The organism is Mycobacterium sp. UM_Kg27, assembly GCF_000972905.1.
GTDB lineage: Bacteria > Actinomycetota > Actinomycetes > Mycobacteriales > Mycobacteriaceae > Mycobacterium.
Genome location: NZ_JRMM01000076.1, coordinates 1 through 20,338, shown reverse-complemented (window position 1 = coordinate 20,338; position 20,338 = coordinate 1). Strand labels below are relative to the sequence as shown.

Genomic DNA, 20,338 nt, shown 5'->3' with positions numbered 1-20,338 from the left:
CTCGGCTGGGATACCCCAGCCGAGCGTCTGCGTGATCTACTACTGGCCAATTAACCACCAGTGTTGCGACGACCCCTTGAAACCGCCCCTGCTGCCGGGGGGCCTTGTCGTGAGGGACGTCTCAGCCCAGGATCAGCGACTCGCCGTCCGCACTGAGGTTGACCGGCACGACGTCGCCGTCGTGCACCTCGCCGGCCAGCAGCAACTTGGCCAGCTGGTCGCCGATGGCCTGCTGAATCAGCCGGCGCAACGGCCGCGCCCCGTACACGGGGTCGAAGCCACGGTCGGCCAGCCACTTCTTGGCCTTCAGCGAGACCTCCAGCGTCAGCCGGCGCTGCGCCAGCCGCTTGTCCAGCTGAGCCAGCTGGATGTCGACGATGTGCACCAACTCGTCGGCGTCCAGGCCGGAGAAGATCAGCACGTCATCGAGCCGGTTGATGAACTCCGGCTTGAATGCCGCCCGAACCGCAGCCATCACCTGCTCGTCGCTGCCGCCATGACCCAGGTTGGACGTCAGGATCAAGATGGTGTTGCGGAAGTCGACCGTGCGGCCCTGCCCGTCGGTGAGCCGGCCCTCGTCCAGGACCTGCAGCAGCACGTCGAACACGTCCGGGTGGGCCTTTTCCACCTCGTCGAAGAGCACCACGGTGTAGGGCCGGCGGCGCACCGCCTCGGTGAGCTGACCGCCTTGGTCGTAGCCGATGTAGCCCGGGGGCGCCCCGACCAGGCGGGCCACCGAGTGCTTCTCGCCGTACTCGCTCATGTCGATGCGGACCATGGCCCGTTCGTCGTCGAACAGGAAGTCGGCCAGCGCCTTGGCCAGCTCGGTCTTGCCGACCCCGGTCGGGCCGAGGAACAGGAACGAGCCGGTGGGCCGGTTGGGGTCGGCGACCCCGGCCCGGCTACGCCGCACCGCGTCGGAGACCGCGGAGACCGCATTGCGTTGCCCGACAACCCGTTTGCCCAGTTCGTCTTCCATCCGCAGCAGCTTGGCGGTCTCGCCCTCCATCATCCGGCCGGCCGGGATACCGGTCCAGGCACTGACCACGTCGGCGATGTCGTCGGGTCCGACCTCCTCCTTGAGCATCACGTCCTCGCGAGCCTGGGCGGTCGGCAGCGCGGCCTCGAGCTTCTTCTCCACCTCCGGGATGCGCCCGTAGCGCAGCTCGGCGGCCTTGGCCAGGTCGCCGTCGCGTTCGGCGCGGTCGGACTCACCGCGCAGCTCTTCCAGTTGCTCCTTGAGCTCACGGACGACGTCGATAGCGCCCTTCTCGTTCTGCCACCGGGTCGTCAGCTGTGCCAGCTTCTCCTTGTAGTCGGCCAGCTCGCTGCGTAGTTTCACCAGCCGTTCCTTGGAGGCGTCGTCTTCCTCCTTGGCCAGCGCCATCTCCTCGATCTCCAGCCGGCGCACCAGACGTTCTACCTCGTCGATCTCGACGGGCCGGGAGTCGATCTCCATCCGCAGCCGCGACGCGGACTCGTCGACCAGGTCGATCGCCTTGTCCGGCAGGAACCGGGCGGTGATGTAGCGGTCACTCAAGGTGGCCGCGGCGACCAGCGCCGAGTCGGTGATGCGCACCCCGTGGTGCACTTCATAGCGGTCCTTGAGGCCACGCAGGATGCCGATGGTGTCCTCCACCGACGGCTCCCCGACGTAGACCTGCTGGAAGCGGCGCTCCAGGGCGGCGTCCTTCTCGATGTACTTGCGGTACTCCTCGAGGGTGGTGGCACCAACCAGCCGCAGTTCACCACGCGCCAGCATCGGCTTGATCATGTTGCCGGCGTCCATCGCGCCTTCGCCGGTCGCGCCGGCGCCGACGATGGTGTGCAGTTCGTCGATGAACGTGATGATCTGTCCGGCGGAGTTCTTGATCTCGTCCAGGACGGCCTTGAGCCGTTCCTCGAACTCGCCGCGATACTTGGCACCCGCGACCATCGAACCCAGGTCCAAGCTGACGACGGTCTTGTCTCGCAGGCTGTCCGGGACGTCGCCGGCGACGATGCGCTGGGCCAGGCCCTCGACGATCGCGGTCTTGCCGACACCGGGCTCACCGATGAGCACCGGGTTGTTCTTGGTGCGCCGGCTCAAAACCTGCACCACCCGGCGGATCTCGGTGTCACGGCCGATCACCGGGTCCAGCTTGCCCTCGCGGGCACGCGCGGTCAGATCGGTGGAGTACTTCTCCAATGCCTGGTAGCTGGCCTCCGGGTCAGGGCTGGTGACCCGCGCACTGCCGCGCACCTTGACGAACGCCTCCCGCAGCGCCTGCGGCGACGCGCCGTGGCCGGTCAACAGCTTGGCGACGTCGGAGGCGCCGGTGGCCAAGCCGACCATCAGGTGCTCGGTGGAGACGTACTCGTCATCGAGTTCGGTGGCCAACTGCTGGGCGACGGTGATCGCGGCCAGCGAGTCGCGGGACAGCTGCGGCTGCGCGTTGGAGCTGGTCACCTGCGGCGCCAGCTCGATCAGGCGCTGCGCTTCGTCGCGGACAGTCGCCGGGTTCACACCGACCGCCTCCAGCAGCGGCGCGGCGATCCCGTCGTTCTGGGTCAGCAAGGCCTGCAGCAGATGGGCGGGCCGGATTTCAGGGTTGCCGGCGGCAGTAGCCGTCTGCAACGCCGCGGTCAGCGCTGCCTGGGTCTTGGTGGTCGGGTTGAACGAGTCCACGACACCTCCATTCGGGGTCAGAGCGGGCTACACGTGCCCGCCAAAAATGCTTGTCGTGTTGTCCAACGCCGTCAAGGTTGAGTCTGTTCCGCTCAAGTCATCTTTTTTGCGGAGCGGCATTCGGGCAACTGGAATCAACCGATTCCTCTATGCGACCGGGCGCGGGAACGTATCCTCAGGCGTCCCCACGATTCGGAGGTGCACATGAGTGGCGAACGGGCGCCACGGGTGTGGCGCGGCCAGACCCACGATGCCCGGTCCCAGGCACGTCGGGCTCAGCTGATTGAGGCAGGAATGGAGCTGCTGGGCACCGGGGGCACAGCCGGCGTCACGATGCGCGCGGCGTGCCGCGACGCCGGGCTCAGCCTTCGCTACTTCTACGAAAGCTTCAGTGACACAGACGAGCTGATCCTGGCCGTGTACGACAAGTGCAACGCCGAACTGCTTGCCACCATGGCCGGTGTCGCCGGCAAAGCGGCGCCGATCAGCGTGGCGCTCGACCGGGCGACAGCCTATTTCGAGGAAGATCCCCGTCGGCTGCGGATCCTGCTGCGGGAGCCGCAATCCAGCACCCTGCTGGCCGATCATCGCGCCGACGTTCTGCCCGGACTGCTGGGCGCACTGATCGGCCCATCCGGTGTCGCTGATTCGTCTGCGGTCACCGCAACACAAGCCATGAGTGCCAGCGCACTGTCTGGAGCCCTAACCACGCTGGTCCTCGACTGGGCCGACGGCCGTCTTCACGTGAGCCGTGCCGAGCTGGTGAAGTTCGCCGCCGGGCTGGTCCGGGCCGAGCTGAACTTGGCAAGCCCGTCACAGAGTTGACGGCTGGCACGAGCTGGCGCCGGAATGCGGGCGCGTCCACAGGTACAACGCGATCCAGGCGCCGTAGCCCAGCGCCATCCCCGCATACATCACGGCGGGATCGTCCTGCCCGTGCACGCTGAGGTAGAGCACCACACCGGCAAGCAGCGCCGGTAGCACTGCCGCACGACGCCGCAGCGCGAACGCCACCGTGACGAGCACGACCGATGCGGTCAGCAGCACCGGACTGAGCCGGTGCAGCACGTCGAGCAGTGCCGCGAACCACCCCCGGAATTCGCCGGTGGCATGCCCGGCGTGCCCCATGCCGGCGGCGGCCGACGCTCCGGCCCCGAGCGCCGCCAGGGCGGCCGGCAGGCAGCAGGCCAGCGTGCAGGTCAGCGCGGCAACGACTCCCGCGGCCCCGAACCGGCGTCCGGGGGGCCGGTCGCGACATTCTGACGTGGGTGACATGTCCGCCCTTCCTAGACACTTCCCGTTGAACCTATACCCCGTATGGGTATCTAGCAAGGGCGGCGCGCTGGGTGACCGGTCCGTGCCATCGCGTCGACTACGGTGCTGCTATGACGACCAGCCTGGCTTCGGTGTGGACCGCGTTGATCCCCCTCGCGCTGGTGGTGGCGCTCTCGCCGATCACCGTCATCCCTGCCGTGCTGGTGCTGCACACCGCGCGCCCACGCGAGACCGGGCTGGCCTTCCTGCTCGGTTGGCTGGTGGGCCTGGCGGCACTGACCGCCGCCTTCATCGCCGTATCCGGACTGCTGGGCGGCTTGCACACCACGCCGCCGGCCTGGGCGTCGTGGTTGCGGATTGTCGTGGGTGCGCTGCTGATCGCGTTCGGCGTCTACCGGTGGACGACCCGGCACGGACACGGCGAGATGCCGCGCTGGATGCGCTCATTCACCGCGATGTCCCCGCCGCGCGCTGGCCTGACGGCCGCTGCGCTGGCCGTGATCCGGCCAGAGGTGCTGTTCATGTGCGCAGCGGCCGGCCTGGCCATCGGCAGCGCCGGACTGCGTCGAGAGGACAGTTGGCCGGCGGCCATCTTCTTCGTCCTGCTCGCCGCATCCTCGGTCCTGATCCCGATTCTCGGCTACCTGGCGGCCAGCGACCGACTGGATCCAGCGCTGAACCGGCTCAAGGACTGGATGGAGCAGCAGCACGCCGCGCTCGTCGCCGTCATCTTGGTCCTCATCGGTGCAATGGTGGTCTACAACGGGATTCACGCGCTATAGCCGGCGTCGGCGCCGGCCAGCATTAAGATCGCGGCCGTGGGCTTGGACGATCGCGACGCGCTGCGCGTGCTGCACGGCGCATTCGCCGTGCCGTCCGACGGTTCCGGTGTCGTCGCCCGGTTCTTCACCCGATGGTTCGGCACCGACCCGTCGGTGCGTGACCTGTTCCCCGCCGACCTGACCACCCAGCGGGCCGCTTTCGCCCACGCCATGGCCTGGGTGCTCAGCGAATTCATCGCCCAACGGGCACAAGAACCCATAGCGCTTCTAGCCCAACTGGGCCGTGACCACCGCAAGTACGGTGTGACGCAACGTCATTACAACGTGATAGGCCAAGTGCTTCTGAGCACCCTGCGTGCGGAGCTGGCCGAAGACTGGACCGCAGCCGTCGACGACGCCGCCCGCGAGGCGCTGAATCTGATCGTCGGGGTGATGGGCGGCGCCGCCGATGCCGAAGAGGGCCCGGCGTGGTGGGACGGCACCGTCGTCGAGCACCTCCGGGTCTCCCGCGACATCGCCGTCGTCCGGATCCAGTTGGACCAACCGCTGCCCTATCACCCGGGGCAGTACGTCAAAGTCGAGGTGCCGCAGTGCCCACGGTCATGGCGCTACTTGAGCCCGAGTATGCCCGCCGACGAGACCGGGGCCATCGAGTTTCACGTCCGCGCGGTGCCCGCCGGTCTGGTCAGCACCGCGATCGTCAACGAAACCCGGCCCGGTGACCGGTGGCGACTGTCCAGCCCCCACGGCGGTCTGCACGTCGATCGCGACGCCGGAGACGTGCTGATGGTGGCCGGAAGTACCGGGTTGGCGCCGCTGCGCGCAATCATCATGGACCTGACCCGATGGGGCGTGAACCCGCGGGTGCACCTGTTCTTCGGTGGCCGCTATCCCTGCGAGCTCTACGACCAGCCCACTCTGTGGCAGATCGCCGCACACAACCCGTGGCTGTCGGTGACGCCGGTGTCGGAGTACGCGGGCGACCCGGAATGGGCCGCCGATTACCCCGACGTGACCCCGCCGCGGGGATTGCATCTGCGTCAGACCGGACGATTGGCGGAGGCGGTCACCCGCTACGGCAGCTGGGGCGACCGCCAGATTCTGGTCTGCGGTGGGCCGGAGATGACGCGGGCTACCGTGGCGGCGCTCATCGCCAAAGGAGCTCCCCCAGAACGCATTCAACACGACCCTCTGTCGGAGTGAGAAGTGACTGATCTCGAGTCCTGCGTGGTGATGGATCTGTCATCGTCGCTGACGGCGACCTTCGTTCCGGGCGCGGGCATGATCGGGACGTCGCTGTGCGACGACGGCGTGGAACTGCTCGGCCAGCGCCGGGGGGTGGCCGCCTACGTTGCCGAGCACAAGACCATGGGCCTTCCGCTGTTATATCCGTGGGCGAATCGCTTGAGCGGCAACAGCTACCAGGTGGGTGCCACGGAGGTAGCGCTCACGCCGGGGGTCGGCGGGGTGCACGCCGACGAATACGGCGCCCCCATCCACGGCACCCTGGCCGGGGATCCCGGTTGGCGGGTGAGCGCGCGATCGGCGTCGGCGTTGACCGCGGAACTGGACTTCGGGGCCCGCCCGGACCTGCTGGCGACGTTCCCGTTCCCGCACCTGTTGGAGCTGGCCATCACCCTGGCGGATCGCACCTTGACGGTGCGCACCACGGTCACCGCAACCAGCGAGACAGCGGTGCCGCTGTGCTTCGGCTTCCACCCCTACCTACACATTCCCGGCGTACCCAGGACGCAGTGGCTCATCGAGACACCGGCGATGCGGTCCCGGATCGTCGACGCACACAATCTCCCGACCGGTGCGCTCACGCCTCACCCGGTATCGACAGAGTTGTTGGGCGACACGGTGTTCGACCACGGGTTCGACGAGGTGGCACCTGGAGCGCTGTTCGCACTCTCCGGCGGCGGTCGACGCATCGAGGTGCGCTTCGACCAAGGCTATCCGGCGGCGCAGATCTACGCTCCGGCCACCGAAGACGTGGTGTGCTTCGAGCCCATGGCCGCACCTACCGACGCACTGCGCCGCGGCGGCTACGCGGTGGCCCGGTTGGGCCAGCCCGGCGTGGCCCAGTTCTCGATCCGTATCCGCTAACGGCGCGGTTGCCAGACCACCACGGCGGTGCTCTTGGGCACCACCGCGATCTCGCGACGCTGGTTGGCGCGCAACCTGTCCAGCTCCGCCGCCATCTCCTTGACCCGCGACTGCAACGCCTCGACCTGGTTGGTCAGTTCGATGATTCGCTTGATGCCGGCGAGGTTGACCCCCTCGTCATGAGAAAGCCGCTGCACCTCGCGCAGCAGGTCGACGTCGCGTTCGGAGTAACGGCGTCCGCCACCCGAGCTGCGCTGCGGACTCACCAGCCCGATCCGGTCGTAGGTGCGCAGGGTCTGCGCGTGCATCCCGGCCAGCTCGGCGGCCACCGAGATCAGGAAGGTGCGCGAACTCTCCGAGGATTTGCTCATGACCGGTTCCCCGCCCATCCGGCCCGCGGGTCGAATCCGCTGGCCTGCTCCGCAGCCGCGTACGCCTCGAGCGCCTCTTGCGCCTGACCCTCCAGATTCGGTGGGACCGCGACCTTGACGGTGACCAGCAGGTCCCCGCTGCCGCCGCCGCGTTTGGGCACACCGCGCCCGCGAACCCGCAGAATCCGGCCGTCGGCGGTTCCCTTGGGCACCCGCACGCCGACTTTGCCGTCCAGCGTCGGGACCGAGAGCGTGGTGCCCAAAGCGAGCTCGGAGAAGCTCACCGGGATGGTGACCGTCAAGTCGTCCCCGTCGCGCCCGAAGACCTTGTCCGGACGCACCCGCACCGTCACGTAGAGGTCACCCGAGGGCGCGCCGCGCAGCCCGGCCTCACCCTGGCCCGCCAGCCGAATCCGTTGGCCGTCCTCGACACCGGGGGGAATGCGTACATTGATTGTGCGGGTCCGGGCTGCCCGTCCGGTTCCGTTGCACTCCGAACACGGGTGTTCGATGATCGATCCGCTGCCACGGCAGTCGGTACACGGTTCCGAGAACCCGAACGCACCCTGATTGCTGCTGATCACCCCGGATCCGTTGCAGGAGACGCAGACTCGGGGGCTGGTGCCCGGCCGGGCGCCACTGCCGTGACAGTTGGTGCACGGCGCGGCACTGGTCAGCCGCAGCGGCATCTCGACGCCCTTGGTGGCTTCCAGGAAGCTCAACTCGGAGTCGGTCTCCAGGTCGTTGCCGCGGCGCGGCCGGCTCGGGCGTTGCTGCGCACCGCGCCCGAACAGGCCGCCGAAGAGATCACCGATGTTGGCCCCACCGGTCTGGCCGGCAGCGCCGAACAGGTCGTTGAGGTTGAATTCGTTGCCGTCGCCGCCGGTGGAGAACCGGTCGAAGTTACCGCCGCCGAAGCCACCACCGCCGTTGAAGCGCCGCCCGAACCCGCCGCCTGCGAACAGCCGGCGGGTCTCGTCGTACTCCTTGCGCTTGGCTTCATCGGACAACACGCTGTAGGCCTCGGAGACCGCCTTGAAGCGGTCTGCGGCGGCCGGGTTGTTCGGGTTGCGATCCGGATGCAGCTCGGAGGCCAACTTGCGGTAGGTGCTCTTGATCTCTTTCTCGCTGGCGTCGGAGGAGACGCCCAACTCCTTATAGAAGTCCTTTTCGACCCATTCACGCTGAGCCATGACGCGTCACCTCCTTACCTGTCAATTCTCTTCAGCAGTGTCGCCGTCGACAACCGCTCCGTCGGAACCGGCTTCCGGGACGGTGTCGACCACGCCCACCATCGCGTGCCGCAGTACCTGCTCGCCGAGCTTGTAGCCCCGTCTCAGGACGGCGCCGATCACCGAGTGCGTCCCGTCGCCCTCATGCTGGACCGCCTCATGCAGCAACGGGTCGAATTCGTCGCCCTCGGCGCCGAACGACGTCAGTCCCATTCCGGTGAGCACACCGGTCAGCTTGTCCGCCACTGCCTTCAGCGGGCCCGCTTCCAAGTCGCCGTGGCTTCGGGCGCGGTCCAGGTCGTCGAGGATCCCGAGCAATTCGGTCACCACTGCGGCCTTGGCCCGGTCGGCGATACCTTGCTGATCGCGCAGCGTCCGCTTGCGGTAGTTGGCGAAGTCCGCCTGGACTCGCTGCAGGTCGGCGGTCAGCTCGGCGACCTGATCGGCCTGGTCCTCGCTGGCGGCCGGCTCCTCCGGCGCCGGCCCACTAGGGGCCGGCCCGGAGGAACTCTCCCGCACTTCACCGGTTTCCGGGTCGATGCGCCGCTTGTCGGTGACGGTGATGGTCTCCGGAGACGATTCGCGTGAGTGTTCTTCGCTCACTTGGTGTCTCCGTCGTCGACCACCTCTGCGTCCACGACGTCGTCGTCGCTAGCGGACCCGGCGCCTTCTGCTCCAGCGGCGGCCTGCTCAGCCTGGGTGGCCTCGTAGATCGCCTGACCCAGCGCCTGCGACTCGACGCCCAGCTTCTCCATCGCCGCCTTGATGGCGCCGATGTCGGTGCCCTCCAACGCCTTCTTGGCTTCGCCGATGGCTGCGTCCACCTTGCCGAGGGTGTCCTCGGGAACCTTGGAGCCGCCCTCGGCTTCGCGCTGCTCCTTGACGAACTTCTCCGTCTGGTAGACCAGCGACTCGGCCTGGTTGCGCACGTCGGCCTCTTCGCGACGCTTGCGGTCCTCCTCGGCGTGCGCCTCGGCGTCCTTGATCATCCGGTCGATCTCCTCCTGGGACAGGCCGGAGCCCTCCTGGATCTTGATCGTGTTCTCCTTGCCGGTGCCCTTGTCCTTGGCGGTGACGTGCACGATGCCGTTGGCGTCGATATCAAAGGTGACCTCGATCTGCGGGACACCGCGCGGGGCCGGCGGGATACCGGTGAGCTCGAAAGAGCCCAGCAGCTTGTTGTGCGAGGCGATCTCGCGCTCACCCTGGAAGACCTGGATCTGGACCGACGGCTGGTTGTCGTCGGCGGTGGTGAAGGTCTCGCTGCGCTTGGTCGGGATGGTGGTGTTGCGCTCGATCAGCTTGGTCATCACGCCGCCCTTGGTCTCGATACCGAGCGACAGCGGGGTGACGTCAAGCAGCAGAACGTCTTTCACCTCACCCTTGAGCACACCGGCCTGCAGGGCGGCGCCCACGGCGACAACCTCGTCGGGGTTGACGCCCTTGTTGGGCTCCTGACCACCGGTCAGCTCCTTGACCAGCTCGGTGACCGCGGGCATCCGGGTGGAACCACCCACCAGCACCACGTGGTCGATCTCCGACACCGAGATACCGGCGTCCTTGATCACCGACTGGAACGGCTTGCGGGTGCGGTCCAGCAGATCCTGGGTGATCTTCTGGAACTCCGAACGGGTCAGCTGCTCGTCGAGGAACAGCGGGTTCTTGTCGGCGTCGACAGTGATGTAGGGCAGGTTGATCGAGGTGCTCTGCGAGCTGGACAGCTCGATCTTGGCCTTCTCGGCCGCTTCACGCAGCCGCTGCATGGCCATCTTGTCCTTGGTCAGGTCGATGCCCGAGGTGCCCTTGAACTTGTCGACCAGCCAGTCGACGACACGGTCGTCCCAGTCGTCACCACCGAGGTGGTTGTCACCGGAGGTGGCCCGCACCTCGACCACGCCCTCGCCGATCTCCAGCAGGGAGACGTCGAAGGTGCCGCCACCGAGGTCGAACACCAGGATGGTCTGTTCCTTGTGGCCCTTGTCCAGGCCGTAGGCCAGCGCAGCCGCGGTCGGCTCGTTGACGATGCGCAGCACGTTCAGCCCGGCGATCTGACCGGCTTCCTTGGTGGCCTGGCGCTGGGCGTCGTTGAAGTACGCCGGCACGGTGATCACGGCGTCGGTGATGTCCTCACCGAGGTAGGCCTCCGCGTCACGCTTGAGCTTCATCAGCACGCGGGCGCTGATCTCCTGCGCGGTGTAGTCCTTGCCGTCGATCTCGACTTTCCAGTCGCTGCCGATGTGACGCTTGACCGAGCGAATGGTGCGGTCGACGTTGGTGACCGCCTGGTTCTTGGCGGGCTGGCCGACCAGCACTTCACCATTACGGGCGAATGCGACGACCGACGGGGTCGTGCGCGAGCCCTCCGAGTTGGCTACGACGACAGGGTCGCCGCCCTCGAGCACCGAGACGCAAGAGTTGGTAGTCCCGAGGTCGATTCCGACCGCACGAGCCATTGTGATTCCTCCCTGGTAGACGATATCCCTAGTCTGAGCGGACTGCGCTCAAGGATGCCCCTTCGGCGGCTTGGCTGTCAACCCAGACTTGAGTGCTTGTGACTCAACTTGTCGAATGGGTCAACGGACCCGGTTCGCGATTTGTTCCCGAATGGCACCGCGGCAGCGAAACGGGCACCGAGGGGTTGCCCGGCGCGACGCAGTCGACTCAGCCGTCGACAACCGCCAGGATGCCCGTGGGAGCGCCGAGGGTAGCGAACGTCCGCGCGGCGGCGGTATCAATGTTCACCCGTGGTTCCGGAGGCAGCTCGCCCTGGTAGTAGGTACCGGGCCCGTACAACAGTCCGTAGCGTAGGACCACGCCGCTCGCCGCGAGCACCGCTTCTTCAAGCACTGCGACCGCATCGGCTTCCGCGCCGGGACGCATCCCCCACGCGACGCTTTGGGCGATGATCTTCGTCGCGCCCAATCCGTCCAACGCGTCGATGAGATTACGGGTGCCCTCGGATCGGATACGAGCGTTGAGCAGCGACTCCTCGGGCAGGTCGGCCAGATTGTCGGGTAGATCGGTCAACTCGTGCAGCAATACCTCAGGCGCAAAAAGTCGGACGGCCCGGGTCAGAGCCGGGCGGTCGAATACGTCGCAGACGATCGGCTGCGCACCCATTGCGGCCAGCAGGTCGGCCTTCTCGGCCGACCTCGTCATGGCGCCGACGGTATGGCCCGCTTCGACGAGCAGCGGAACCAGTCGGCTGCCGATCACACCCGAAGCACCCGCAACGAAGACGCGCTTGGTCATCCCGCGACCTTCCTCGCCAACGCGGCCAACTTGACGTCGAGTTCTTCTGCGGCTGCAAGCAGGGCAGGGTTGGGTTCGACGACCATCAACGAAGACGGTTTGACGTAGGTCAGACTGCTGCCGTTCTCCTCACCGATCAGCAGCAACTCCACCGGTGCAAACAACCCCGCGGTCAGGTCGTGGCGCAACATCGTGATCGCGATCAGCGGGTTGCCGATGATGACGCGCAACGCTTTCCGGTCGATGCCGGCCTTGGCGATCCAGCCGCCGTGATCGAAGACCGTGAACAACATGAATCCCCCAGGTCCGACGTGAGTTTGGACCTCATCGCGATAGGACTCCCAGCCGGCGAAGTCCTTCGCGATGTCGTCGATCGGGACCGGCCGGACACCGACCTCGGAGAACAAGGCGGCCGCCAATTCCTCGTAGCTCTTCGTGCTCTGGTAGCACACCCTGGCTCCGGAGAAGCGGAGCTCGCGCGGATCAGACTGCGACACGGTCCACCCCCTCGACATCGGCTTCGGTGGATCCTTCGAAGCGGTCCCGAACATGTGCACGCGGGGTGCGGTCCACCAGCAGGCTCAGCAGATCCGGCCGGCTGTAGTGACCGGCGGCATCCATCTGCGACTTCCGGGCATCGATCACCGAGAAGTCCAGGTCGGCGACGACCTCGCCCTCACCGACCAGCAGTGGCTCCCCCAGCAGCTCGCCGTGCGGAGTGACGATCGTGGTGAAGCACCCGCCCGAGATCGGGCCGATTGGGCACCCGGTGTCGGCCATGATCCGGGCCTGTTGGTCGGCATCCAGCCAGGCGGTGGCGTTGACGACGAAAGCGGCCGATTCGAGTGCGTGATTGCGCATGCTGGTCTCGATCTGGCGGGTGAACAGTTCGCCGGCAAACGATCCCGGCCACATGCCCGAGTGGATCTGCTCACCGTCGGCGATCAAGGCGTAGCGGGCCAGCGGAATGTAGTGCTCCCAGCAGGCCAGCTGGCCGACCCGCCCGACCACACTGTCGACAGCACGCAGCCCACTGCCGTCGCCCTGCCCCCAGAGCATCCGCTCGTGGTAGGTGGGCATGATCTTGCGCCGGCGCTGCAGCAGGCTTCCGTCGGCGTCGAACAGCAGCTGGGTGTTGTACAACGACCCGCCGTCACGCTCGGTGACACCGACGGACACCACCATTTCTGCCTGCCGGGCCGCGGCGCCGATCGCCTCGATCTCCGGCGAAGGGATCGTCACGGCCTGCTCCATCAGTTTGAGGTGCTCTGCGCGCATCTCGAACGGCCGTTGGACGAAAGCGAAATAGGGGTAGTACGGGATCACCGTCTCCGGAAAGGCCGCGAATTGCACTCCGCGGCGCGACAAGTGGTCGATCCTGGCCACCACCCGTTCGACGGTTCCTTCCCGGCTGTAGAGCACCGGGCTGATCTGCACGGCCGCTGCTCGAATCGTGTTCATTGCCGTGCTCCCTCGAGCCGCTCGATGATGGTGGCGTTGGCCATGCCCCCGCCCTCACACATGGTCTGCAGACCGAACCGTTTTCCGCTGTGCCGCAGCGCGTGGACCAAGGTGGTCATCAGCCGCGCGCCACTGGCGCCGAGCGGATGCCCTATCGCGATAGCACCGCCGTGGATGTTCGTCTTGGCCAGATCTGCACCGGTTCCTTCGCCCAGGCCAGCACCACGGGCGCAAACGCCTCGTTGACCTCGAACAGATCGATGTCGGACAGCGTCATCCCGGCACGGCGACCACCAGGTTTGCCTTTGCCAGTCGGCGTGCGGACGGCTCCGACGATGACGGCGTCTCGATCTCGATATTCGACCATCATGAATCCTCCCACCTGCTGAGTATCGTTCTCTATACTCAGCTATACACCCTGGGTATAGTAGGGTCAACCCAGACCGGGAGGTGAATCGAGATGAATTTCCTGCAGGGCCCGCTGGCGGATCGCGATGGCTGGTCGGCGATCGGCGAGTGCCCGGTCGAAAAAACCATGGCCGCGGTGGGTACCAAGTCAGCAATGCTGATCATGCGCGAGGCCTACTACGGCACCACCCGGTTCGATGACTTTGCACACCGGGTCGGCATCACCAAGGCCGCCACCGCAACACGGCTCACGGAACTCGTCGATCTCGGATTGCTGGCCCGTCGGCCCTACCGTGAGCCCGGCCAGCGCAGCCGCGACGAATACGTCCTGACCGAGGCCGGCACCGACTTCATGCCCGTGGTCTGGGCCATGTTCCAGTGGGGGCAACGTCACCTGCCCAACCGTGACCGGCTACGCCTGACGCATCTGGCCTGCGGCGCGGACGCGCAGGTCGAGATCCGCTGCACCGAAGGTCACCGCGTCGAGCCTGGCGACCTGGGTGCACGGCTGGTCACATCGAAGGCATCACGTCCTGAATGACACCCGGGCTCTGGATCACAGGGTCGCCGGAATGCGCCGGAAGCCGTGCAGGGTGGCCAGCCCGCGCGGCGTGGGCGGGCCGTCGAGCCGCAGATCGGGGAACCGCTCGAACAGCGCCTGCAGCGCGATGGTGGCTTCCATACGGGCCAGGTTGGCGCCGAGGCAGGCGTGGATCCCGCTGCTGAACGACAGATGCTCTTTGGCGTTGGCCCGCGTGACATCGAAGCGGCCGGGATCGTGGAAAACGCCGGGGTCGCGATTGGCGCCGCCCAGCAGGAGCGCCACCGTTTCGCCGGCAGCGAGGTGGTACCCGGCAAGCTCGAGGTCGCCGAGGGCGTTGCGCGACGTCATCTGCACCGGGCTGTCGAAGCGCAACACCTCCTCGACCGCGCCCGGCCACAGCGGAGGATCCTCGCGCAACTTCGTCAACTGTTCGCGGTGGCGCAGCAACAGCACGATCGCGTTGCCGATCAGATTGATGGTGGTCTCGAAACCGGCCCCGGCGAGCAGCAATGCCGTCACGCCCAGTTCGCGTCGGTCGAGGTCCCCGTCGCGGATGATCTGGCTGTAGATGTCGCCACCGGGGTTGGTGCGCAACCGTTCGATGTGGTCGCTGAATTCGTGATCGTTTTCCCGCAAGGACTGCATGGCACCCCGAAACGTTTTCCAGGACACCCCGATATCGAGCAACGGTGCACCACGATCACCCCGGTCGAGCATCTGCGGGCGCTGCTCCTCGGGGATTCCGAGAATCTCGGCGATGATCAAAGCCGGCAGGGGCCCGGCGAAATCGGCGATCAGATCCGGATGCGCTGCCGATTCCACCCGATCCAGCAGTTCATCGGTGATCTCGACGATCCGGGCCCGCAACCTGTCGATCGCACGGGGCGTGAACGCGCGCACCACCGCACGCCGATAGCGCGTGTGGTCGGGCGGATCGACCGCCAGCATCGAGGGGGGCTCCGCCGGATTCGGCAGCCGGGGATCTGTCAGGTCGATCATCCAGCGCACCGTCTTAGGCAGATTCATATTGACCGGGTTAGTCGCTCCGAACCTGTCGTCGCGCAGGATTGCTCGGCACAACTCGTGGTCGGCGGTCACCGCAGCGAACGGCGTGCGCGTCAGTCGGCCACGGGCACGGATCTGTTCGGTCAGCGGTTCGGGGTCGCCGCCACGCAGTGGCCCGAGGAGCAAGCGTGCCATCGGGTCGCCGCGCCGCGCCTGCACCGCAAGAAGCGCCCGCGGAAACCCCTGCAGCAGTGCCCACCGAAGCCACAGACCTGGTCTCATCGCGGCGCACCTGCCGTCGGCAACACAAACGCCGACCCTGCGGCGACCGTTGCCAGGTGCCGCATCAGCAGTGCTTCTGGAATCAGGCCGGTGGCACGACTAGCGGTGGCGCTGAGCACGGCGGGGCGTGCGTTGACGACTTTTCCGAACCACGCCGACTCCCGGACCAGCGGCGCAACCCGTGGGCGCCGGAACGCGACGAACCGGGCGAAGGCGGTGGGCAGATCGGGTGCCTGATCGACGAACTCGGCCAGGATGGCGGCGTCTTCCAGCCCCTGGCAGCCACCCTGCCCGAGATGCGGACGCATGGGATGGGCCGCGTCACCGACCAACACGATCGGGCCGCGCGCCCAGTGCCGAATGGGCGCGCGATCGTAGAGGTCGTCGCGCAACACGTCGCCGGGCGAGGTCGCGGCGAGAATGCTCGGGATGGGCTCGCACCAAGGGGCGAACTTGGCTCGCAGGTAGGCCAGTTCCCCCTCGGGCGCTCGTTGTCCCTCGGGGACCCGCTCGGTGGCAAACCAGTAGGTCAGATCCGGCCCCATCGGCACATGCCCGGTTTCGACTCCGGGACCCATCGTCTCGCCCGCCAGGTCAGGATCCAGCGCGTAGGCGGCGATTCCACGCCATGCGGTGTAGCCGACATAGCGCCGGCGCAGCGGGCCGTTGAGGTGGCGAGCCAGAACCGAGTGGATGCCGTCGGCGCCGACGACGGCATCGAATTCATCTGCCGTTCCATCCGAGAGTTGCAGCGCCACAACGTCTCCCGCCATAGCCACGTCGGTGGCGGCGAGCCCGTAGTGCAGCCTGCCCGCGGCCAGCGCTTCGGCGAGGATGTCGCGAAGCACCGAGCGCTGCACCACCACGAGCGGTTCACCGAGTGCCCGGACCATCCGCTCTGGCGCCGGGTGGCGTAGCCACGATCCGTCGTGCCAGCGCGCCGCCCCCGCGGTGATCCGGCCGCCCGCCGCTCGGACGGCATCTCCGAGGCCGAGCTGGTCCAGGGCGGCCAGCGCATTGGGCCAGATGCTGATCCCCGCACCCGATGAGGTGTCGGTCCGTTGTTCGACAACGGTGACCTCGTGTCCGCGGCGCTGCAGTCCCACCGCGGTCGCCAGCCCGGCGATGCCGGCCCCCACCACCGCGATCCGCTTGCTCATCGGGACTCACCGCCTACCTCATAGATCGGATTTCCTTGCGGCCCTTTGATTCTGGCGACGTGGGGCATCGCCGCGGCGACCTCGTGCGCATCTGCGACTGGCGCGGGTCGATCAGCCATAACCGCAACCGTAGTCACCCGTCGAACTGCAGGCGTTCGATCCGCTCGACGGTGCCCCACGGACCGGTGGTTTCACGTCGTGAGCTGCCGCGTCATTGACCGGGGCATCATCGGGTTCTTCTTCGAGAACACCCTCGACGACATCGGCAATTGGTTCAGCTCGCTATAGCGAATTAGCAGGGCCTGAGCGCCGTGGGCATTGGTCCTGACCAGCAACCCCGGTGCGTTACCCTCGCACCGATGCCACTTTCCCCCGACCCGCACCCGATTTCCTCGGCTGCGCTGACCCGTGAGAACGAGGGCTACCACAAGGACCTCGCCCCACGACAGCTGCAGATGATCGCCCTAGGCGGTGCCATCGGGACCGGGTTGTTCCTTGGCGCAGGCGGCCGGCTCGCCTCGGCCGGGCCGGGCCTTTTCGTCGTCTACGCGGTCTGTGGCGCCTTTGCCTTCCTGATCCTGCGCGCACTGGGCGAGTTGGTGCTGCACAGACCGTCGCCGGGATCGTTCGTCTCCTACGCGCGTGAGTTCTTCGGGGAGAAAACCGCCTACGTCGCGGGATGGTTGTACTTCCTGAACTGGTCGATGACCGGCATCGTCGACACCACCGCGATCGCCAGCTACTTCCACTATTGGCACCTATTCGCGGTGATCCCGCAATGGACGCTGGCCTTGATCGCCCTGTTGGCCGTGCTGTCGATGAACCTGATCTCGGTGAAGCTCTTCGGTGAGCTGGAATTCTGGGCAGCGCTGATCAAGGTCCTCGCGCTGATGACGTTCCTGGTGGTGGGAACCATCTTCCTCGGCGGCCGCTACCAGGTCGACGGCCAAGAAACCGGCCTGCATCTCTTGACCCAGAACGGCGGATTCCTGCCTACCGGCCTGCTCCCGCTGGTGTTGGTGACCTCCGGGGTGGTGTTCTCCTACGCCGGGGTCGAACTGGTCGGCACCGCCGCCGGCGAAACCCCCAACCCCGAGAAGGTCATGCCACGGGCGATCAACTCGGTGGTGGCCCGCATCGGGATCTTCTACGTGGGATCGGTAGTCCTGTTGGCGCTGCTGCTGCCCTACACCGCTTTCAAGGAGCACCAGAGCCCGTTCGTCACGTTCTTCTCCAAGGTCGGCTTCACCGGCGCGGGCAGCCTGATGAACCTGGTGGTGCTGACCGCCGCGTTCTCCAGCCTCAATGCCGGGCTGTATTCCACCGGGCGGATCCTGCGCTCGATGGCGGTCAACGGCAGCGGTCCCGCGTTCACCGCCAAGATCTCGAAGAACGGGGTGCCCTACGGTGGCATCCTGCTGACCAGTGGCGTCGGCCTGCTAGGCGTCGCCCTCAACGCACTGCGCCCCGGACAGGCCTTCGAAATCGTGCTCAACATCGCCGCGGTCGGAGTCATGGCGGCGTGGGCCACGATCGTGGCCTGCCAGTTGCGGTTGCTCCGGCTGGCCAATGCCGGGGTGCTCAAACGGCCGTCATTCCGGATGCCGCTGGCTCCCTACAGCGGATATGTGACCTTGGTGTTCCTGGCCGGCGTGCTGGTCCTGATGTTGTTCGATCAGCGCAGCGGTCCGTTCGTGCGGGGAGTGCTGCTGATCGGCACACCGGCATTGATCGTCGGCTGGTATCTGGTGCGCGGCCGGGTGCAGGCCGCGGCCGCGCTCGCCGAGACGCCTCCCGTGCAGACACCGGCTGCGGCCCTGCAGCCGGACCAGGACGAGTAGAAGGCCGGAAAAACCTATGGCCCGCAACCGTTACGCAGCCGAGCCCCCGCTGTATGGAATGGTGCTGGTCTTCTGCGCCATCGCGATCGTGGCCGTCACCGCCTACCTGCACGCCGGTTGGTGGTCGCTGGTGGGCTACGCGCTCGCCGCGGTCACTGCCGTGGCGGGTGCGGTGCTGGCCTTCCGTGACTTTTCCTGACCGCGGGCTCCTCACCCGAACGACGTGCGCCGCACCGGCAGTACCGCGCGTCACTACAGCCACTGATGTCACGGGTTGCGTACGCTGGCCGCAACATACGTCAGCGGGGGAATCAGTGCAGGTACCAGACCAGGCGACGCGCAGGACGGCCGGAAAGCTGACGCTGGTGGCCGCGCTGCTGCTGACCGGTTGCAGCAGCACCGTCGACGGCCATCCGACCGCCGCGCCCGGCGGGGGACCGCCGGAGCCGTCGTTCCGGCCACCGCGTACCAGTACCGCGCCGCCGAGTCCATCGAGTCCGACCAGTCCGACCAAGCCCGCCACCCCGAGCCGGCCGGCCGACGCCATCCCGTTGCCGCCCGACGACAACGGCTACGTCTTCATCGAGACGAAATCCGGCCGGACCCGCTGCCAGATCTCCTCACCCCAGGTCGACTGTGAAGCGCAGTTCACCAATACGCCCCTCAAGGACGGCCAGCACGCCAACGGCGTCAGTGTCAGCGCCGACGGCACTGTGCAGTGGGTGCTGGGCAACCTGGGCGATATCCCGGTCGTCACCATCGATTACCTGACTTACCAGGCGCAAGGCTGGACGATCAACGCCGATATCAACGGCACGCGGTTCACCAACGACCGCACCGGTCACGGCATGCTGGTCAGCATCGACAACATCGATACCTTCTGACTTCTCGCTGATTTCTCGCCCCAGTCGCCGGTCAGCACTTTCCGATACGATCGGTGAAATGGCGCGCTTCGGATCTTCGGACGGTTCCGGCAAACCCAGCGAGGACCAAACTCGGTCCATGCCCTACGGTCACCGCGGCCCGCAACCACCCGGCCCTCCCCCGGCACCGTTCGGGCCCGCCAACCCGGGGCGCGGCCCCGACTACCCACCCGGCAACGCCCCGACCCAATACGCCTCGTACCAAGCTTTCGACGAGCCGACCGACCCGCAGGGCACCGACTTCACCGCGGTGTCGGACACTCCGTGGTTTCGCCGCCGATCGGTGCTGATCGCCTGGTTCGGGCTTATCGCAGTGATGCTCGCGCTGGTGGTCTGGGGAATCATCCAGCTGACCAGCCGTGGACCCGGCGGTGGCACCACCCCGGCAACCAGCTCGTCAAGTACCACCAGCTCCACGAGCAGCACTACCACCAGCAGCACGAGCAGCTCCTCCAGTGCGCCCAGCACCACTGCGCCGACGGCGGCCCCGCCCCGGCAGGCCCCGCCGCAGCAGCCGCCGGCGCAGCAGGCACCGCCCGCAAGCGAGTCCCCACGCCGCCGCCTCCCGCACCTGCCGTCGGTGATCACGATCCCGCCCATCCCCAAGGTGCCGGAGCTGCCGACGGTGATCACACTGCCGCCGCGGCGCTAGATCCCCGCCCCGGTACTCTCGCCGCATGCGATCACCGCGCACGCCAGCTTGGCTCGGGATTGACGTGGTAGCAGTGTTGATCTTCTGCGCTCTTGGCCGGCGCAGCCACGACGAGGGCATCACTCTCAGCGGCCTGGCGACCACTGCTTGGCCGTTTCTGAGTGGCACCGCGCTGGGCTGGCTGGTGTCGCGCGGCTGGCGCAGGCCCACCGCGCTCTGGCCCACCGGGGTGGCGGTCTGGATCTCGACGGTGCTCGTCGGCATGCTTTTGCGCGAAGCGACCTCCGCCGGCGTGGCCACCAGCTTCGTCCTGGTCGCCTCGACGGTCACCGCCGTGTTCCTGCTCGGTTGGCGAGCTGTCGTCGAGTTTGTC

The 20,338-nt window shown here is 67.1% G+C and carries 21 protein-coding genes and 1 pseudogene; 10 read left to right on the top strand and 12 right to left on the bottom strand.

Going from position 1 to position 20,338, the window contains the following annotated elements; translation table 11 throughout:
- Positions 1 to 121 precede the first annotated feature (121 nt).
- Positions 122 to 2,668: an ATP-dependent chaperone ClpB gene (gene clpB / locus LI94_RS13170; RefSeq protein WP_046301448.1), complete on the bottom strand. Its 2,547-nt coding sequence runs from the start codon at positions 2,666 to 2,668 to the stop codon at positions 122 to 124.
- A 204-nt stretch (positions 2,669 to 2,872) separates the two neighbouring features.
- Between clpB and LI94_RS13165 the strand changes: the two genes are divergently transcribed.
- Positions 2,873 to 3,493: a TetR/AcrR family transcriptional regulator gene (locus tag LI94_RS13165; protein WP_024442019.1), complete on the top strand. Its 621-nt coding sequence runs from the start codon at positions 2,873 to 2,875 to the stop codon at positions 3,491 to 3,493.
- Here the strand turns inward: LI94_RS13165 and LI94_RS13160 are convergent.
- Positions 3,482 to 3,943 carry a hypothetical protein gene (locus tag LI94_RS13160; RefSeq protein ID WP_152664822.1) on the bottom strand — a complete coding sequence of 154 codons (462 nt, stop codon included), beginning with the start codon at positions 3,941 to 3,943 and terminating at the stop codon, positions 3,482 to 3,484. The two genes, LI94_RS13165 and LI94_RS13160, sit on opposite strands and share 12 nt — an antisense overlap.
- A 110-nt stretch (positions 3,944 to 4,053) precedes the next feature.
- Between LI94_RS13160 and LI94_RS13155 the strand changes: the two genes are divergently transcribed.
- The 3 genes from LI94_RS13155 to LI94_RS13145 are packed head-to-tail and all read left to right on the top strand — an operon-like array spanning position 4,054 to position 6,834.
- Positions 4,054 to 4,725, top strand: a complete 672-nt coding sequence (locus LI94_RS13155) for a GAP family protein (RefSeq protein ID WP_024442017.1) — start codon at positions 4,054 to 4,056, stop codon at positions 4,723 to 4,725.
- A 36-nt stretch (positions 4,726 to 4,761) separates the two neighbouring features.
- Positions 4,762 to 5,928 (top strand): FAD-binding oxidoreductase, encoded by a 1,167-nt coding sequence (locus LI94_RS13150; RefSeq protein WP_024442016.1) that lies wholly within the window; start codon positions 4,762 to 4,764, stop codon positions 5,926 to 5,928.
- 3 nt (positions 5,929 to 5,931) lie between these two features.
- A complete protein-coding gene (locus tag LI94_RS13145; RefSeq protein WP_046301447.1) occupies positions 5,932 to 6,834 on the top strand; it encodes an aldose 1-epimerase in 903 nt (300 codons plus the stop codon).
- Here LI94_RS13145 and LI94_RS13140 read toward each other — a convergent pair.
- From LI94_RS13140 to LI94_RS22385, 8 genes and pseudogenes are all read right to left on the bottom strand, one after another.
- A complete protein-coding gene (locus LI94_RS13140) occupies positions 6,831 to 7,205 on the bottom strand; it encodes a helix-turn-helix domain-containing protein (protein WP_024442014.1) in 375 nt (124 codons plus the stop codon). The two genes, LI94_RS13145 and LI94_RS13140, sit on opposite strands and share 4 nt — an antisense overlap.
- Complete coding sequence (gene dnaJ, locus LI94_RS13135) at positions 7,202 to 8,398, bottom strand: molecular chaperone DnaJ (RefSeq protein ID WP_046301446.1); 1,197 nt, start codon at positions 8,396 to 8,398, stop codon at positions 7,202 to 7,204. Before dnaJ ends, LI94_RS13140 begins: the two co-directional genes overlap by 4 nt.
- 21 nt (positions 8,399 to 8,419) lie before the next feature.
- Positions 8,420 to 9,040: a nucleotide exchange factor GrpE gene (gene grpE, locus LI94_RS13130; RefSeq protein ID WP_046301445.1), complete on the bottom strand. Its 621-nt coding sequence runs from the start codon at positions 9,038 to 9,040 to the stop codon at positions 8,420 to 8,422.
- Complete coding sequence (gene dnaK / locus LI94_RS13125) at positions 9,037 to 10,890, bottom strand: molecular chaperone DnaK (RefSeq protein WP_024442011.1); 1,854 nt, start codon at positions 10,888 to 10,890, stop codon at positions 9,037 to 9,039. Before dnaK ends, grpE begins: the two co-directional genes overlap by 4 nt.
- Before the next feature lie 208 nt (positions 10,891 to 11,098).
- On the bottom strand, positions 11,099 to 11,689 hold the full coding sequence (locus LI94_RS13120) for an NAD(P)H-binding protein (protein WP_046301444.1): 591 nt from the start codon (positions 11,687 to 11,689) through the stop codon (positions 11,099 to 11,101).
- Positions 11,686 to 12,204: a DUF302 domain-containing protein gene (locus LI94_RS13115; RefSeq protein WP_046301443.1), complete on the bottom strand. Its 519-nt coding sequence runs from the start codon at positions 12,202 to 12,204 to the stop codon at positions 11,686 to 11,688. The genes LI94_RS13120 and LI94_RS13115 overlap by 4 nt, the downstream gene beginning before the upstream one ends.
- The gene (locus LI94_RS13110; protein WP_046301442.1) at positions 12,173 to 13,150 is read right to left on the bottom strand and encodes a nitrilase-related carbon-nitrogen hydrolase; all 978 of its coding nucleotides are present in this window, start codon (positions 13,148 to 13,150) and stop codon (positions 12,173 to 12,175) included. Before LI94_RS13110 ends, LI94_RS13115 begins: the two co-directional genes overlap by 32 nt.
- Positions 13,147 to 13,436: pseudogene (locus LI94_RS22385) on the bottom strand (steroid 3-ketoacyl-CoA thiolase); the annotation flags it as partial. The pseudogene LI94_RS22385 and the gene LI94_RS13110, both read right to left, overlap by 4 nt.
- Before the next feature lie 174 nt (positions 13,437 to 13,610).
- Here LI94_RS22385 and LI94_RS13105 point away from each other — a divergent pair.
- A complete protein-coding gene (locus LI94_RS13105) occupies positions 13,611 to 14,099 on the top strand; it encodes a helix-turn-helix domain-containing protein (RefSeq protein WP_024442006.1) in 489 nt (162 codons plus the stop codon).
- A 15-nt stretch (positions 14,100 to 14,114) separates the two neighbouring features.
- Here the strand turns inward: LI94_RS13105 and LI94_RS13100 are convergent, their stop codons facing one another.
- Positions 14,115 to 15,389, bottom strand: coding sequence for a cytochrome P450 (locus LI94_RS13100; protein ID WP_036457640.1), 1,275 nt, complete (start codon positions 15,387 to 15,389; stop codon positions 14,115 to 14,117).
- Positions 15,386 to 16,549 carry an FAD-dependent oxidoreductase gene (locus LI94_RS13095; RefSeq protein WP_046301441.1) on the bottom strand — a complete coding sequence of 388 codons (1,164 nt, stop codon included), beginning with the start codon at positions 16,547 to 16,549 and terminating at the stop codon, positions 15,386 to 15,388. Before LI94_RS13095 ends, LI94_RS13100 begins: the two co-directional genes overlap by 4 nt.
- 359 nt (positions 16,550 to 16,908) lie before the next feature.
- On the opposite strand from LI94_RS13095, the gene LI94_RS13090 reads away from it, so the two are divergent.
- From LI94_RS13090 to LI94_RS13070, 5 genes are all read left to right on the top strand, one after another.
- Positions 16,909 to 18,390: an amino acid permease gene (locus LI94_RS13090; protein ID WP_046301440.1), complete on the top strand. Its 1,482-nt coding sequence runs from the start codon at positions 16,909 to 16,911 to the stop codon at positions 18,388 to 18,390.
- 16 nt (positions 18,391 to 18,406) lie between these two features.
- Positions 18,407 to 18,589, top strand: a complete 183-nt coding sequence (locus tag LI94_RS13085; protein WP_024442003.1) for a hypothetical protein — start codon at positions 18,407 to 18,409, stop codon at positions 18,587 to 18,589.
- Between the two features lie 157 nt (positions 18,590 to 18,746).
- Positions 18,747 to 19,274 (top strand): hypothetical protein, encoded by a 528-nt coding sequence (locus LI94_RS13080; protein WP_239651219.1) that lies wholly within the window; start codon positions 18,747 to 18,749, stop codon positions 19,272 to 19,274.
- 118 nt (positions 19,275 to 19,392) lie between these two features.
- A complete protein-coding gene (locus LI94_RS21900) occupies positions 19,393 to 19,965 on the top strand; it encodes a hypothetical protein (protein WP_152664821.1) in 573 nt (190 codons plus the stop codon).
- A 25-nt stretch (positions 19,966 to 19,990) separates the two neighbouring features.
- A partial coding sequence (locus LI94_RS13070; protein WP_046301449.1) for a DUF3054 domain-containing protein occupies positions 19,991 to 20,338 on the top strand: 348 nt, incomplete at its 3' end.